Raw genomic sequence first — 15,789 nt, forward strand, 5'->3', positions numbered from 1 at the left:
AAAAGTTGGACTCCTGTTTTGGAACCCTGCCGAGCGTGTCGCGTCATCTCGATGCGGAGGGCGATAATCAGCCGATGGTCAACCCGACAATCCAGCGCAGGCGGCTCGGACTCGCGCTCAAGCGGGCTCGGGAGCACGCCGGCAGGACGCAGGACGAGGCGGCAGCAGTCATCGATGCCGCAGCGAGCAAGATCAGCCGCATCGAGCTGGGCCAGTCGGGCATCAAGCTGACCGACCTGCATCTCCTGCTCGACCTGTACGGCGTTACGGGCGAGGAAGCCGAGCCGTTACGGGAACTCGCTCGTGCCGGGCGCCAGCGAGGGCGGTGGAGCACATACCGCAACGCCGTACCCGATTGGTTCCGCCAGTACCTCGACCTAGAGGGCGACGCGTCGGAGATTCGCTGGTACCAACCGGAGGTCGTTCCCGGCATCCTCCAGACCGAGCCCTACATCCGCGCGATGAACGCCACCGCCCACCCGCGCCCCAACGACGAGGATCTGGACCTGACGGTCGCCATCAGGCTTGAACGGCAGGCGATCTTGCGCCAGGAAAGCGGCCCAGAGCTGAGCTTCATCCTGAGCGAGTCCGCGCTCCGGCGGAACATCGGTGACGTCGACACCATGAGCGACCAACTCCGCCACCTCGTGGAGGTGAGCAACCAGCCGAACGTCTCGCTCCAGGTCTTCCCCTTCGACGCGCAGACCTACGAAACGGCGTCCTTCAACTTCATCATCCTGCGCTTCGGCGACGACGCCGGCTCGGATGTGATCTACGTAGAGACGTTCACGGACGCGGATTACCTCGACCGACCGGACGCGGTGCGGGCCTACACTCGGCTGTGGGACCGGCTCCGTGCCGCCGCGCTCGGGCCGGTAGAGTCGCGCAAGCTCATCCGGCAACTGGCGGATGAGCTGGCACGCTGACGGAACTGGAGGTGGCCGTGACAAGCCCGGATCGCCTCGGCCTCAAGTGGCGCAAGTCGAGTCGCAGCGACAACAACGGCGGCGCGTGCGTAGAGGTTGCCGCCGTCAGCGAGAACATCCTGATCCGCGACAGCAAGGATGCGGCCGGTCCCGTTCTACGCTTCGGGTGTCAGGCATGGCAGGCGTTCCTCCGCACTCTGCGCTAACCCGGACCTGCCGGTACATACACTTCATCGCTGGCCCTTAAGCCAGCCGCGAGGACGAATGATGGCAAGCGGGGCGCACGCCTTCGCGTACGCCCCGGCCCTCTAGTCAGCGTGAGTCACGGGGCGGATTCGGATCGTTCCCATAGCTGTCTCGCTCACGGATTTGACCGTTTCTGCCGTGAAGGTAGAACTCCGTCTGGTCCGCCCGGGCTACTGGCCGCCCAGCCCTCTCGGCTTCCGCCTGAGTCGGGTGCAGCGACGATGCCCGCTGATTTCCCTCCCGGACCACAGCCCACGCGCCGTCGCGAGGGACGACATGAACAGGTTTGGGCTTATCAGCCATGATTTTCTCCACTCCTACTCGATTAACTTGCTTGACCGAGCCGGGAGGAGCGAAGATCTGTCTCTGCAAGGAAACAGGTCGGGGCTCCGTCCCGGCTCACGAGCCCCGGGCGCGCCAACGCCCGGGGCTCGTTGCTTTCGTCAGCTGCAGCCGCTGGTGGAGCCGCAGCCCTCGCAGACGTAGCAGCTACCGGCGGGCCGCATCTTGGTGCCGCAGGTGAAGCAGAGCGGCGCGTCGGCGGCCTTGCCGATCACGGCCTCCAGCAGTTCGGTGCTGGAACCCACAGACGGCGCGGGCTTCACGGCCGCGGCGTCGGCCATCTCCTGCGCCGGCTGGGCGATCGGGCCGGTCTTCGGCTCGGGCGCCTCGACCGGGGCGGAGGCGGCCATCGCGGTGAGGTCCGCACCGCTCGCCTCCGCCTCCGCCTCGGCCGCGAGCTGGGCGGCCCGCTCCTTGGCGGTGAAGATGCCCAGCTCGGCGCGGCGGTCGTACGGCAGGAAGTCCAGCGCCAGGCGACGGAAGATGTAGTCCATCACCGAGGCGGCCATGCGCACGTCCGGGTCGTCGGTCATGCCGGCCGGCTCGAAGCGCATGTTGGTGAACTTGCTGACGTACGTCTCCAGCGGGACGCCGTACTGGAGACCGATGGAGATGGCCACCGAGAAGGCGTCCATCACGCCGGCCAGGGTCGAGCCCTGCTTCGACATCTTGAGGAAGACCTCGCCGAGGCCGTCGTCCGGGTAGGACGAGGCGGTGAGGTAGCCCTCCGCGCCGCCGACCGAGAACGAGATGGTCTCCGACGGGCGCTTCTTCGGCAGCCGCTTGCGCACCGGGCGGTACTCGACGACCTTCTCCACGACCTTCTCCGGCGCGGCGGCCGGGGCCTGGGCCTCGACGGCGCCCTTGCTCGGCTTGGCAGCCGACAGCGGCTGGCCGACCTTGCAGTTGTCCCGGTAGATCGCCAGCGCCTTCAGGCCGAGCTTCCAGCCCTCGAAGTAGATCTTCTCGACGTCCTCGACGGTGGCCTGCTCCGGCATGTTCACCGTCTTGGAGATGGCGCCGGAGATGAACGGCTGGACCGCCGCCATCATCCGCACGTGACCCATCGGCGCGATCGAGCGCTCGCCCATCGCGCAGTCGAAGACCGGGTAGTGCTCCGGCTTGAGGCCCGGGGCGTCCACCACGTGACCGTGGTCGGCGATGTGCTCGACGATCGCCTCGACCTGCTCCTCGGGGTAGCCGAGGCTGCGCAGGGCGCGCGGCACCGTCTGGTTCACGATCTGCATCGAGCCGCCGCCGACCAGCTTCTTGAACTTCACCAGGGCCAGGTCCGGCTCGACACCGGTGGTGTCGCAGTCCATCATCAGGCCGATGGTGCCGGTCGGGGCGAGCACGCTGGCCTGCGAGTTGCGCCAGCCGTGCTTGTCACCCAGCTTGTTGCCCAGCGTCCACTGCTTGGTCGCCTCGCGCTGCACGGCGGTCGCCACGGTGCCGGTCGGCTTGATCGCGTCGTTGGCGGCGGCGTGCTTGCGCATGACCCGCTTGTGCGGCTCGGCGTTGCGGGCGTAGCCGTCGTACGGGCCGACGATGCCGGCCAGCTCGGCGGACCGGCGGTAGGCGGTGCCGGTCATCAGCGAGGTGATCGCGGCGGACACCTCCCGGCCCTGCTCCGAGTCGTACGGCAGGCCGGAGGCCATCAGCAGCGCGCCCAGGTTGGCGTACCCGATGCCGAGCTGCCGGTAGGCGCGGGTGGTCTCACCGATCTTCTCGGTCGGGAAGTCGGCGAAGCAGATCGAGATGTCCATCGCGGTGATGACGAACTCGACCGACTTGACGAACTTCTCCACCTCGAAGCCGCCGTCGGCGCGGAGGAACTTCATCAGGTTCAGCGAGGCCAGGTTGCACGAGGAGTTGTCCAGGTGCAGGTACTCCGAGCACGGGTTCGACGCGGTGATCCGCCCGGTCTCCGGGCAGGTGTGCCAGTCGTTGATGGTGTCGTCGTACTGCAGGCCCGGGTCGGCGCACTCCCACGCGGCCTGGGAGATGGTGTGGAACAGCTTCTTGGCGTCGATCGTCTCGATGGTCTGCCCGTCGAGCCGGCCGCGCAGGTCGAAGCCGCCGCCGTTCTCCACAGCGGACATGAACTCGTCGGAGACGCGGACCGAGTTGTTGGCGTTCTGGTACTGCACGCTGACGATGTCGGCGCCGCCCAGGTCCATGTCGAACCCGGCGTCCCGCAGCGCGCGGATCTTGTCCTCCTCGCGCGCCTTGGTCGCCACGAACTCCTCGATGTCCGGGTGGTCCACGTCGAGGATGACCATCTTGGCCGCACGCCGGGTGGCGCCACCGGACTTGATGGTGCCGGCGGAGGCGTCCGCGCCGCGCATGAAGCTGACCGGGCCGGAGGCGGTGCCGCCGGAGGAGAGCAGTTCCTTCGAGGAACGGATGCGGGACAGGTTGACCCCGGCGCCCGAGCCGCCCTGGAAGATCCGGCCCTCCTCCTTGTACCAGTCGAGGATTGAGTCCATCGAGTCGTCGACGGAGAGGATGAAGCAGGCACTGACCTGCTGCGGCGACGGCGTACCGACGTTGAACCACACCGGCGAGTTGAAGCTGAACACCTGGTGCAGCAGCATCCAGGTCAGCTCGTGCGCGAACACCTCGGCGTCGGCCGGGGTGGCGAAGTAGCCGTACTCCTCACCGGCGGTGCGGTAGGTCTCGACCACCCGGTTGATCAGTTGCTTGAGCGACCACTCCCGCTCCGGGGTCCCCACCGCGCCCCGGAAGTACTTGGTGGTCACGATGTTCGCCGCGTTCACCGACCAGGACTCGGGGAACTCCACCCCGCGCTGCTCGAAGTTGATCGAGCCGTCCCGCCAGTTCGTCATGACGACGTCGCGGCGCTCCCAGGCGACCTCGTCGTAAGGATGCACCCCCTCGGTCGTCCAGACGCGCTCGATCTTCAGCCCCGCCCCGGCCTTGTTCCGTGACCTGCTGGTCGTCACGCCCTCGCCCCCCTCGTCGGCACGGTCACCCACCGCGCCTCGTGTACCTGTCAGAAACCCGAAAATGTCAGCTGATCGCGCCGGCGGCGTCCGCCGCACCGGCACCGGCGCCCTCCCGGGCGCGCGCGGCGGCCCGCAGCGACTCGATCTCGCGCTCGAAGTCGGCGAGCGAGTCGAAGGAGCGGTAGACGCTGGCGAACCGCATGTAGGCCACCTCGTCGAGGTCGCGCAGCGGGCCGAGGATGGCCAGGCCCACCTCGTGGCTGGGAATCTCGGCCGCCCCCTTGGCCCGCACGGTCTCCTCGACCTTCTGTGCCAGCAGCGCGATCGAGTCGTCGTCGACCGGCCGCCCCTGGCACGCCTTGCGCACCCCACCGATGATCTTCGTACGGCTGAACGGCTCGGTCACCCCGCTGCGCTTGACCACCGCGAGCACCGCCTCCTCGACGGTGGTGAACCGCTTGCCGCACTCCGGGCACGACCGTCGCCGCCGGATGAGCTGGCCGTCGTCGGCCTCCCGCGAGTCGACCACCCGGGAGTCGGCGTGCCGGCAGTACGGACACCGCATTCGCCCGACCTCCTGTCGTCGATCGCGGGCACACCTACCGGCTCGCGGGCACGCGTCGACACGGCGGAGCCATCGTCGGATGACCGTCGCCGAGTGCGCGGTGCGGGAGTGCGTTCGGTAGTGGAACCCAACCTGTGGGCAACTTACGCCCGTGTGACTACTACATCTAGGGGTCGACCGTATGCCGAACCCCAAGCGAGGTCAAGTTGGTCGGCGTGTCCGGCGCGTCATCCGCATCACGCCCGGCGCGCCGCCACCGAGGAGCCCAACGGACGGCCTCCCGTGCCGGTCACGGGCGGCCGCGATAGAACATCCGTTCGAGCGGCGTACCCTTCTATCAGAACACCAGTTCGGAAATCCAGGAATTCGGCGCGACACGCCGACAGCAGGTCGTACAGATGTTTGAAAATGGCCGATCTCACCTATACGGTCAGACCACACGCACCACGAGCCGACGAGGCACCCCAGCGCCGACCAGGGAGGGACGGACGTGACCGAGGACCGGGCCAGCCGGCAGAAGAACCCGCAGCCGAACGACGGGGCGGGTCCTCCGGCGACCCGTCGCCCCCGCACCGCCCGCAGCCGCACCGCCCCCGCGGCGGTGCGTCCGGTCACCCCGGTGGTGAGCAGCTTCCCCGACCCGGCGACCGTCGACCTGACCGCCCGGCAGCGGCGGATCCTGGAGTTCATCCGCACCTGGGTCGAGCGGCACGGCTACCCGCCGAGCGTGCGCGAGATCGGCGAGGCGGTCGGGCTGGTCTCCCCGTCCAGCGTCGCCTACCAGCTCAAGGAGCTGGAGAAGAAGGGCTACCTGCGCCGCGACCCGAACCGGCCGCGCGCCGTCGACGTCCGGGCCCCGGGCGAGGCCGACGACGAGGCCGCCCGCGCGCAGCGGCCCACCCCGGCGTACGTGCCGATGCTGGGTCGCATCGCCGCCGGTGGGCCGATCCTGGCTGAGCAGGCCGTGGAGGACATCTTCCCCCTCCCCCGCGAGCTGGTCGGCGAGGGCGAGGTCTTCATGCTCCAGGTCAAGGGCGACTCGATGCTCGACGCGGCGATCTGCGACGGCGACTGGGTGGTCGTCCGGCAGCAGCCCAACGCCGAGGTCGGCGACATCGTGGCCGCGATGCTCGACGGCGAGGCGACGGTGAAGACCTACCGGCGCCGCGACGGGCACGTCTGGCTGATGCCGCAGAACCCGGCCTTCGACCCGATCCCCGGCGACGACGCCACCATCATGGGCCGCGTGGTGGCGGTGCTGCGCCGCATCTGAGCGACAGCGACGCAGAAGGGGTGACCGGTCCGCCGGTCACCCCTTCTGCGTGTCGTCTCAGTAGCGGTCGCCGCGGTACTCCCGGCCGCCGGACACCGGGCCGTACCGGCCCCTGTCGTCGTAGCCGTCGTCGCGCCGCGCGCCACGCGGATCCGGTCCGCGACGCGGCGGTTCGGCCCGGCCGCCCTCGCCGCGCGGTCCGCCGCCGTTGGGCTGTCCGCGATGCCCGGCCCCGCCGGGACCGCCGCCGTAGGCGCCACCCGGACCGCCACGGCCCGGACTGCCCTGGCCGCCGCCACCCGGGCCGCCACGACCGGGACCGCCCTGGCCGGCACCCGGTCCGCCCTGGCCTCCTCCGCCGTAGACGCCGCCACCGCGCCCTCCACCGCCGGCCGGGGCTCCGCCGCCGCCGTACACGCCGCCGCCCGGCGGACGGGTACCGCTCGGAGGACGGCCGCCACCCTGGCCGCGACCGCCGTCCTGGGGGCCGCCGCCGTACACGCCGCCGCCGGGCCGGCCACCGCCGTAGACGCCGCCGGACGCCGGACGGTCGCCGTTGGGCGCGCCGCCGTAGACGCCGCCCTGACCACCGCCGTAGACCCCGCCGCGCGGCGCCTCCGGCCGTTCCGCCGACGGGAAGCCGTTGTTGACCGGGAACTCGCCGCTGCGCTCGGGCTCGTCGGCGGGCGCCCGGGGCGCCGGCTTGCGCCGCGCCCGCAGGATGCCGAAGACGCCCGCGCCGACCAGGAGCGCGCCGAGCACCCCGACCGCCGCGATCAGGTACGTGATCTCGTCGAGCGAGAGCCCTTCGAGCCACGACTGCTTGGCGGCCGGTTTGGTCGGGGCCTTGCCGCCGTTGGGAAGCGCCTCCGCGCCCGTGGTGGACGGGGTGTAGCTGAGGATGTCGATCGGGTCCGAGTCGTCGAGCGTGCCGCCGTCGGAGACGGTGACGAACGACTTCCCGTCCGGCGTGTAGGAGATCGCCTCGCCGAACGGGTCGGCGAGCGGCGTGACCCGGGGCTTGCCGGTGGTGATCGCCTTGACGATGTCGCCGCCGGTGACGTCGAACTCGAACGCGTCGGCGTACGTGCGCAGCACCACCTTGCCGCCGTCGGGCGAGCGGGCGGCGCCGGTGACCAGCACCCGCCCCGGCGAGCCGAGCTTGTTGTCGGTGCTGGTCTTCGGGAGCGTGACCTCGCCGACCTTCTTCATCGGGATCGGCTCGGGGTTGCCGCTCGTCTTCAGCTTCGCCGTCGGGGTGTAGATCTCCGCCTTGCCGGAGAGCTCCTTCGTGATCACCAACGGCAGGTTGTCGTCGCCGACGAGCAGTGCCTCCGCGTCGTGCGGCTCCTTGCCCGGATAGGTGAGCCGGTGCAGCACCGGCTGCTTCGAGCCGCTCAGCGGCATCGTCCACACCGCGACCCGCTCCCGGCGGGTCTTCTTGTCGATGTTGTCGCCGGTGTCGGCGATCCAGAGCGTCTTGCCGTCCGGCCCGAGCGCCAGGTCCTCGGTGTCGAGCGGGCCGTCACCGGAGTAACGGACATCCTTGTCCACCTTGCACTTGGAGTCCAGGTAGAAGACCCGCTTGCGGGCGGGGTCGTCCGAGCTGTCGTTCACCACGACGTACCCGCCGTTGATGGCGACGAGCCCGGACAACTCGCGGAGGCGGCCGTCCTCGACAGTGCACTTCTTCTTGGGTGCCGCGGCCAGCACGGGGGCCGCGGCGGGGGCCGCCGGGGCCGGCCCGGCCGGCGCCACGACCGCGCCGACCAGGCCGAGCGCGAGCGTGACCGAGGAGACAACGTGCCGCATGACGCTCAGTGTCGCACGGAGCGGGTTTCCGGCGGGTGACGCCGGACGGCTCACCGCCCGGCGCCCACCCGCTCGTCGCTCGTCAGCCGGTCACCCGCCCGGTACGGCGCGAGCTCCGCGGCCAGCCCCTCGCTGACCCGTACGTGCAGCAGCGTGCCCTCGGGCAGGTGCGCGGTGCTGAGCACCTCACCCTGCCGGTGCGCCCGGGCGACCAGGTCACCCCGGTCGTACGGCAGCACCGCGCGCACCTCGACGGCCGGCCGCGGCAAGCGCCGCTCGACCACCTCGCGCAGCTCGTCGACGCCGCGCCCGCTGTGGGCGGAGACGAAGACCGCGTCCGGCCAGAGCCGCTTGAGCCGCAGCATCGTCTCCTCGTCGGTGGCGTCGGTCTTGTTCACCACCAGTAGTTCCGGCAGCCGGTCGGCGCCCACCTCGGTAAGCACCTCGCGGACCGCCCGGACCTGCTCCTCCGGGTCCGGGTGGGTGCCGTCGACCACGTGCACCACCAGGTCGGCGTCGGCGACCTCCTCCAGCGTCGAGCGGAACGCCTCGACGATCTGGTGCGGCAGGTGCCGGACGAACCCGACCGTGTCGGACAGCGTGTAGAGCCGCCCGTCGGAGGTGGTGGCCCGGCGGGTGGTCGGGTCCAGCGTGGCGAACAACGCGTTCTCCACCAGCACGCCCGCCCCGGTCAGGCGGTTGAGCAGGCTGGACTTGCCGGCGTTCGTGTAGCCGGCGATGGCCACCGCGGGCACCGCGTTACGGGTGCGCCGGGCGCGCTTGGTCTGGCGTACCGTCGCCATGCTCTTGATCTCGCGGCGCAGCCGCGCGATGCGGTGGCGGATGCGCCGCCGGTCGGTCTCCAGCTTGGTCTCACCGGGACCGCGCAGGCCCACGCCGCCGCCGGCGCCACCGCCGCGGCCGCTACCACCGGTCTGCCGGGACAGCGTCTCGCCCCAACCGCGCAGGCGCGGCAGCAGGTATTCGAGCTGGGCCAGCTCGACCTGCGCCTTGCCCTCCTTGCTCTTGGCGTGCTGGGCGAAGATGTCCAGGATCAGGGCGGTCCGGTCGACCACCTTGACCTTGGTGCGCTGCTCCAGGTTGCGCAGCTGGGACGGCGACAGCTCACCGTCGCAGATGATCGTGTCGGCGCCGGTGGACAGCACCACCGCGCCCAGGTCGTCGACCTTGCCGCGGCCGATGTACGTGGCCGGGTCGGGCCGGTTCCGGCGCTGGATCAGCCCTTCGAGCACCTGCGAGCCGGCCGTCTCGGCCAGCGCCGCCAGCTCGGTGAGGCTGTTGTCGGCGTCGGTCTGGGTGCCCTCGGTCCAGACGCCCACCAGGACGACCCGCTCCAGCCGGAGCTGGCGGTACTCGACCTCGGTGACGTCGGTGAGTTCGGTGGAGAGGCCGGGGACCCGCCGCAGCGCCTGCCGCTCCGACAGCTCGTACTCGCCTGTGGTGGCGTCGAGCTCGTCGTCCTCGTAGGGATGGAAGGTCTCCTGCTCGCGCAAACCGCGTCTCCTGTCCGTTATGTGCCACGCCGAGAATTTTCGGCGCGTGACAGCAATCCTGACATGTGTCAACGCCGGGCGCACCTGTGTTATGCCCGTGACGCTACCGACGGGTAGCGGGGGCGGATGCCGGTCCACCAGGGCGGGCGAGTAGAAATGCGAGTCGAGCCGCTCAGCGCCGACGGAGGAGTTTCTCGTGGCAAACACACGACTGCCGAGTGCCGGATTCTCCATCACCATCCGGATCGCGGTACCCGCCGACGCCTCCTCCATCGGCCGGCTCACCACCGCCGCCGGCGAGGCCGGGGCCATCGTCACCGCGCTGGACGTGGTCGACTCCGACCCCACGAACGTGATCGTCGACCTCACCTGCGACACCGCCGACGCCGGCCACGCGGACCAGGTGGTCGACGCGCTCACCGCGCTCGACGGGGTGGACGTGCGCAAGGTCTCCGACCGGACGTTCCTGCTGCACCTCGGCGGCAAGATCGAGGTCACCCCGAAGGTCGCGCTGCGCACCCGTGACGAGCTGTCCCGCGCGTACACCCCGGGGGTGGCCCGGGTCTGCATGGCGATCGCGGAGAACCCGGCCGACGCCCGCCGGCTCACCATCAAGCGCAACACGGTCGCCGTGGTCAGCGACGGCACCGCGGTGCTCGGCCTCGGCAACCTCGGACCGGCCGCGTCGCTGCCGGTGATGGAGGGCAAGGCGGCCCTGTTCAAGCGCTTCGGCGGGGTGGACGCCTGGCCGGTGGTGCTCGACACCCAGGACACCGACGAGATCGTGGCGATCGTCAAGGCGATCGCGCCCGCGTACGGCGGGATCAACCTGGAGGACATCGCCGCGCCGCGCTGCTTCGAGATCGAGGCCCGGCTGCGCGAGGCCCTGGACATCCCGGTCTTCCACGACGACCAGCACGGCACCGCGATCTGCGTGCTGGCCGCGCTGACGAACGCGCTGCGCGTCGTGGGCAAGCAGCTCGCGGACGTCCGGGTCGTGGTCTCCGGCGCCGGCGCCGCCGGCACCGCGATCATGAAGCTGCTGCTGCGTCAGGGCGTGGGCGACATCATCGCGTACGACCGCAGGGGCGCCCTGCACCGCGACCTGCCGGACCTCAACCCGGCGTGGCAGTGGCTGGCCGAGAACACCAACAAGGAGAACTACTCCGGTGACCTGGCCGGGGCGGTACGCGGCGCGGACGTGTTCATCGGCGTGAGCGCGCCGAACCTGCTCACCGGCGACGACGTCGCCGCGATGGCGAAGGACTCGATCGTCTTCGCGCTCGCCAACCCCGACCCGGAGGTGGACCCGCGGGAGGCCCGCAAGTACGCCGCGGTGGTCGCCACCGGCCGTTCGGACCAGCCGAACCAGATCAACAACGTGCTCGCCTTCCCCGGCGTGTTCCGCGGCATGCTCGACGCGCACGCCGAGGAGTTCACCGAGGAGATGGCGATCGCCGCCGCGCGGGCCATCGCGGACGTCGTCGGCGAAGACAAGATCAACCCGACGGTGATCGTGCCGAGCGTCTTCGACTCCCGGGTCGCCCCGGCCGTGGCCGCGGCGGTACGGGCCGCCGCCCAGAACCCGGCCGCGACCCCCGCCCCGGCGGCCGACCCGGGCCCCGCCGACCTGCCCGAGATCGCCGCCAACGCCAGCGCCACCCCCTGACACCACCCGGCACCCGCTCCGACCTCCCAGCGCACGCGCACACCCTCCGCCTACACACGCGACCACGTCTCCCGGCCACGCACGCGGATTCGCCCGAGATCTTGGAAGGAAACGGCCCTCATAGGGGCCCGAATCGTCCAAGATCTCCAGCATCAGCGGCTCGGCCACCCGGCGTGCGGCCAGCCCCACCCGTCACCGTGTTGATCAAGGAGTTTGTGTCATCCGGAGTGCCGGAATCCGCCGCAAACTCCTTGATCACCGGGGAGGGGGCGGGGAGGGGCGGGGGCGGGAGGGCGGGGGTGGGCTACGGGTGGAGGGCTGCGGGAGTCAGGGTGCCTGTGGCCACCAGGACGGCGGGGCCGGAGAGCCAGCAGGAGTCGGCCGTGACGGTGACAGTGAGGCGTCCGCCGGGTACGTCCACCGCCACCGTGCCGGTGTCCAGGCCGGCGTCGCGCAACGCCACCGCGCCGACCGCGCACGCGCCGGTGCCGCAGGAGAGCGTCTCGGCCGAGCCGCGTTCGTAGACCCGCATCAGCACGTGCCCGTCGGTGCCGGCGACCGGCTCGCCCGGCGTGGTGAACTCGACGTTCACCCCTGACGGGAACGTCGAGGCGTCCACCTCGGGCGCGCGGGTGAGGTCGAGCGCGGCCAGCTCCAGCGCGGCGGGCAGCGGGCACACCAGGTGCGGGTTGCCGACGTCCACGGCGGTGCCGGGCACCGTCAGCCCGTCGAGCGTGGCGGTGGCCGTGTCGTACAGCCGGGGGCGGCGCATCTCGACCGCGACGTCGGCGCCCTCGACGCGGGCCCGCACCAGGCCGGCGCGGGTGGCGATGGGCAGCGTCCCGCCCGGCGGGGCGACGGCCAGCGAACGGTCCAGCAGGTAGCGGACGAACACGCGGGCCCCGTTGCCGCACATCTCGGCGAACGAGCCGTCGGAGTTCCAGTAGTCCATGAACCACTCGGCCTCGCCCGCGAGCGCGACGCCCTCGGGGTGTTTGGCGGCCCGTAGGACGCGCAGCACGCCGTCGCCGCCCAGCCCGCGCCGCCTGTCGCAGAGCGCGGCGACCAGGCCGGGTGTCAGGTCGAGGGTGCCGTCCGGGTCGGGCAGGATGACGAAGTCGTTGCCGGTGCCGTGACCCTTTGTGAACTCCACGCCCCCATCATCGCCGATGCTCGGCGACCGCCCGCAGGGCAGTGTCGAGAAACCCGGGTGAGGCCGAGTCCAGCCAGTGCACGCGCGGGTCACGCCGGAACCAGGAGCGCTGCCGCCGGACGAACCGGCGGGTGGCGCGGATCGTCTCCTCGTGCGCTTCGGTCTCGGTCAGCTCGCCGGCCAGGAACCGCAGCACCTGCTGGTAGCCGAGCGCCCGGCTGGCCGTCCGCCCGTCGGGCAGCCCCTCGCCGACCAGCGCCCGCACCTCGTCGACCAGCCCGTCGGCCCACATCCGGTCCACCCGCAGCGCGATCCGCTCGTCCAGCAGCGCGGTGTCCAGGTCCACGCCGAGTTGCACCGACGGGTAGTACGGCGTGGGCGACGGCAGTGACGCGGTGAACGGGGCGCCGGTCAGCTCGATCACCTCCAGCGCCCTGACGATCCGCCGCCCGTTGGTGGGCAGGATGCTCGCCGCCGCGCCCGGGTCCGCCTCGGCCAGCCGCGCGTGCAGCGGCAGCGAGCCGACAGCCGCGAGTTCCGCCTCCAGCCGCTCCCGCAGCGCCGGGTCGGTGCCGGGGAACTCGAAGCGCTCCAGCACCGCCCGCACGTACAGCCCGGAGCCGCCCACCAGCAGCGGCACCCGGCCCCGGGCCAGGATGTCGTCGACCGCCGCGCGGGCCAGCGTCTGGTATTCGGCGACGCTGGCCGGCTCGGTCACCGGCCAGATGTCCAGCAGGTGGTGCGGCACGCCCTCGCGCTCGGCCGGTGTCAGCTTCGCGGTGCCGATGTCCATGCCCCGGTAGAGCTGCATCGAGTCGGCGTTCACCACCTCGCCATCGAGCGCGTGCGCCAGCGCGATGCTCAGCGCCGACTTCCCGGCTGCCGTCGGCCCGACCACAGCGACGACTGTCATGCCCGCTCCCAGTTCGCCACGAAGTAGGCGACGCCGTAGGGCGCGCTGTGGTGGCTCAGCTCGCCGCGCCAGTCGCCGCCCGCCGCCCCGACCGCGCCGGCCAGCACCTGCCACGCCGCCCGCCCGGCGACCCGCAGCTCCGCCGACAGCCCCGGGTCCAGGCCGAGCAGGGCGTCGGCGTCCGCGCCGGCCAGCGCCGAGGCGACCCCCTCGTCGTACGCCTCGGCGCGCGGGTCGTCGTACCCCGGCGCCTTGACGCCCCGGCAGGCGGACCCGTCACCGAGCACGAGCAGCGCGACCCGCGGATCGTCGTCGTCGACCAGGCTCGCGCCGAACGCCGCGCACTCCGCCGGTGTGGCGTCGTGCGCCACCGACCGGGCCAGCCGGGGCAGTTCCGTGCCGGAGCGGTTCAGCAGCCAGGCGCCGACGGTCAGGCTCAGCGGAAGGCGGGTCCCACCAGCGCAGTTGACCTTCCAGAGCCGCACGTACCGGTCCAGCCCGAACGGGCGCAGCGAACCGTGCTCGGCGGTGGTGAAGCGGACGGTCTCGGGTCCGCCGCCGACCAGCAGAATCGCCTCGGGGCCGGCGGCGAGCAGCCGGGCGACCGCCGCGTCGGCAGCGGCGCGCAGGTCGTCCAGCTCGGGCGCGGCGGCGCCGGCCAGCTCGGGCACGATGAGCGGCGGGTGGGGGCAGACGGCGGCGGCGACCAGTGGCACGCCCCCAACCTATCGGGGTCCCCCGGTGCGTCCCCGCGCCGATCCGGTCATCGAGGGCGTACAACACCGTATGGTCACGGTCGGCGACAGGCGCTCGACACGGACGGGGGCGGACCTGTGACAATGCCGGGAGAAAGTTTGCTGCGCCGTGGCGGCGGCCGAGGGCTTTCCCCTCGACGCCGGGAGAACGAGGATGGGCACATGAGCGACTGGACTGCCTTCGGACGGGTCGACGAGGACGGCACCGTCTACGTCAAGACCGCCGAGGGCGAGCGGGTGGTCGGATCCTGGCAGGCAGGGGCACCGGAGGAAGGGCTCGCCCACTTCGCCCGGCGCTACGCCGACCTGGTGACCGAGGTCGATCTGACCGAGGCCCGGCTCAACTCGGGCGCGGCTGACGCCGGCCACTCCCTGACCACGATCCGCCGGATCCGTGGGTCACTGGCCGAGGCGCACGTGGTCGGTGACATCGACGCCCTCGCCGCCCGCCTGGACAAGCTGGCCGCCGTCGCCGAGGAGAAGGCCGGCGAGGCCAAGGCCGCCCGCGAGGCCGCCCGGGGTGAGGCGCTGGCGCGCAAGACCACCCTGGTCGAGGAGGCCGAGAAGCTGGCCGCCGAGTCGACCGGCTGGAAGACCGCCGGTGACCGGCTCAAGGAGATCCTCGACGAGTGGAAGACCATCCGCGGCGTCGACAAGAAGACCGACGGTGAGCTGTGGAAGCGGTTCGCCGCCGCGCGGGACGCCTTCACCCGCCGCCGGGGCGCCCACTTCGCCTCCCTCGACCAGCAGCGCAAGCAGGCGCAGACGGTCAAGGAGGAGCTGGTCGCCGAGGCGGAGAAGCTCAAGGAGTCCACCGACTGGGGTGTCACCGCCGGTCAGCTCAAGGACCTGATGGCCCAGTGGAAGGCCGCGCCGCGCGCCGCCAAGGAGGCCGAGCAGAAGCTCTGGGAACGGTTCCGCGCCGCGCAGGACGAGTTCTTCAGCCGCCGCAGCGAGGTCTTCTCGGCGCGCGACAACGAGCAGCGCGCCAACCTGGAGCGCAAGCAGGCCCTGCTGGCCGAGGCCGAGGCGCTGGACGTGGACGGCGACCCGAAGGGCGCCCAGGCGAAGCTGCGGGAGATCCAGGCGCAGTGGCACGAGGCCGGCCGGGTGCCCCGCGAGGCCGCCGCCGGGCTGGAGCGCCGGCTGCGGGCCGTGGACGACAAGGTCCGCGAGGTGATGGACTCGGCGTGGCGGCGCACCTCCAAGGAGGACAACCCGCTGCTGGCGCAGATGCGCGCCCAGGTCGCCGAGGCGGAGGACCGGCTGGCCCGGGCCCAGGCCGCCGGTGACGCCCGGCGGATCAAGGAGGCCGAGCAGGCGCTCGCCTCGAAGCGTCAGTTCCTCCAGCTCGCCGAGCAGGCCGGCTGACACGAGCGCCCCGGCCCGCGGGCCGGCGGACACACATCTCAGGGGAGCCCTCGGCCTGGTCGGCCGGGGGCTCTCCGGCTTTCCGCCGCCGGGTTGACGCATCGAGGCGCGCTGATCAGAATGAGCGGCGGAGCCAGGTTCCGGCACCGGCACGAGGGCATCGACGGCTGACAGACGCCGTCGACGATCGCCGGTGCGCATTTCCGCGAGTGGCCGTCCACGTGACCGGCCCGGCGCGCGCTGTCGCGCGTACTCGATGAGGAGCGGGCCGATCCTCCTGG

Annotated in this window: 13 protein-coding genes; 5 read left to right on the forward strand and 8 right to left on the reverse strand. The window is 71.7% G+C overall.

Features of this window, described 5'->3' with window-relative positions; all coding sequences use genetic code 11:
* Positions 1 to 35: 35 nt before the first annotated feature.
* Both ACGFIA_RS01110 and ACGFIA_RS01115 read left to right on the forward strand, forming a co-directional pair.
* Complete coding sequence (locus ACGFIA_RS01110; RefSeq protein WP_357382608.1) at positions 36 to 926, forward strand: DUF5753 domain-containing protein; 891 nt, start codon at positions 36 to 38, stop codon at positions 924 to 926.
* 17 nt (positions 927 to 943) lie between these two features.
* A complete protein-coding gene (locus ACGFIA_RS01115) occupies positions 944 to 1,132 on the forward strand; it encodes a DUF397 domain-containing protein (RefSeq protein ID WP_357382606.1) in 189 nt (62 codons plus the stop codon).
* Positions 1,133 to 1,238: 106 nt separating this feature from the next.
* On the opposite strand, the gene ACGFIA_RS01120 is transcribed toward ACGFIA_RS01115, so the two are convergent.
* From ACGFIA_RS01120 to nrdR, 3 genes are all read right to left on the reverse strand, one after another.
* Positions 1,239 to 1,475, reverse strand: coding sequence for a DUF2188 domain-containing protein (locus tag ACGFIA_RS01120; protein ID WP_357382604.1), 237 nt, complete (start codon positions 1,473 to 1,475; stop codon positions 1,239 to 1,241).
* 140 nt (positions 1,476 to 1,615) lie between these two features.
* Positions 1,616 to 4,513 (reverse strand): vitamin B12-dependent ribonucleotide reductase, encoded by a 2,898-nt coding sequence (locus ACGFIA_RS01125; protein WP_269701242.1) that lies wholly within the window; start codon positions 4,511 to 4,513, stop codon positions 1,616 to 1,618.
* Positions 4,514 to 4,547: 34 nt separating this feature from the next.
* Positions 4,548 to 5,048: a transcriptional regulator NrdR gene (gene nrdR / locus ACGFIA_RS01130; RefSeq protein WP_269701244.1), complete on the reverse strand. Its 501-nt coding sequence runs from the start codon at positions 5,046 to 5,048 to the stop codon at positions 4,548 to 4,550.
* A 490-nt stretch (positions 5,049 to 5,538) separates the two neighbouring features.
* Between nrdR and lexA the strand changes: the two genes are divergently transcribed.
* Positions 5,539 to 6,321 (forward strand): transcriptional repressor LexA, encoded by a 783-nt coding sequence (lexA, locus tag ACGFIA_RS01135; RefSeq protein WP_357382601.1) that lies wholly within the window; start codon positions 5,539 to 5,541, stop codon positions 6,319 to 6,321.
* 57 nt (positions 6,322 to 6,378) lie between these two features.
* On the opposite strand, the gene ACGFIA_RS01140 is transcribed toward lexA, so the two are convergent.
* On the reverse strand, positions 6,379 to 8,133 hold the full coding sequence (locus ACGFIA_RS01140; protein ID WP_357382599.1) for a hypothetical protein: 1,755 nt from the start codon (positions 8,131 to 8,133) through the stop codon (positions 6,379 to 6,381).
* Between the two features lie 50 nt (positions 8,134 to 8,183).
* Complete coding sequence (gene hflX / locus ACGFIA_RS01145; RefSeq protein ID WP_357382597.1) at positions 8,184 to 9,647, reverse strand: GTPase HflX; 1,464 nt, start codon at positions 9,645 to 9,647, stop codon at positions 8,184 to 8,186.
* A gap of 196 nt (positions 9,648 to 9,843) precedes the next feature.
* Between hflX and ACGFIA_RS01150 the strand changes: the two genes are divergently transcribed.
* Positions 9,844 to 11,316 (forward strand): NAD-dependent malic enzyme, encoded by a 1,473-nt coding sequence (locus ACGFIA_RS01150; protein WP_357382595.1) that lies wholly within the window; start codon positions 9,844 to 9,846, stop codon positions 11,314 to 11,316.
* Between the two features lie 304 nt (positions 11,317 to 11,620).
* Here ACGFIA_RS01150 and dapF read toward each other — a convergent pair whose 3' ends face one another.
* The 3 genes from dapF to ACGFIA_RS01165 are packed head-to-tail and all read right to left on the reverse strand — an operon-like array spanning position 11,621 to position 14,098.
* The gene (gene dapF, locus ACGFIA_RS01155) at positions 11,621 to 12,469 is read right to left on the reverse strand and encodes a diaminopimelate epimerase (protein WP_393257792.1); all 849 of its coding nucleotides are present in this window, start codon (positions 12,467 to 12,469) and stop codon (positions 11,621 to 11,623) included.
* 7 nt (positions 12,470 to 12,476) lie between these two features.
* Positions 12,477 to 13,382: a tRNA (adenosine(37)-N6)-dimethylallyltransferase MiaA gene (gene miaA, locus ACGFIA_RS01160; RefSeq protein WP_357382591.1), complete on the reverse strand. Its 906-nt coding sequence runs from the start codon at positions 13,380 to 13,382 to the stop codon at positions 12,477 to 12,479.
* Entirely contained in the window at positions 13,379 to 14,098 is a 720-nt protein-coding gene (locus tag ACGFIA_RS01165; RefSeq protein ID WP_357382589.1) for a hypothetical protein, read from the reverse strand. The genes miaA and ACGFIA_RS01165 overlap by 4 nt, the downstream gene beginning before the upstream one ends.
* 201 nt (positions 14,099 to 14,299) lie before the next feature.
* Here ACGFIA_RS01165 and ACGFIA_RS01170 point away from each other — a divergent pair, with 201 nt between their 5' ends.
* Entirely contained in the window at positions 14,300 to 15,508 is a 1,209-nt protein-coding gene (locus tag ACGFIA_RS01170; protein ID WP_357382587.1) for a DUF349 domain-containing protein, read from the forward strand.
* Positions 15,509 to 15,789: the final 281 nt, after the last annotated feature.

The sequence above is a fragment of the Micromonospora sp. NPDC049203 genome (genome assembly GCF_043197215.1).
Lineage (GTDB): Bacteria > Actinomycetota > Actinomycetes > Mycobacteriales > Micromonosporaceae > Micromonospora.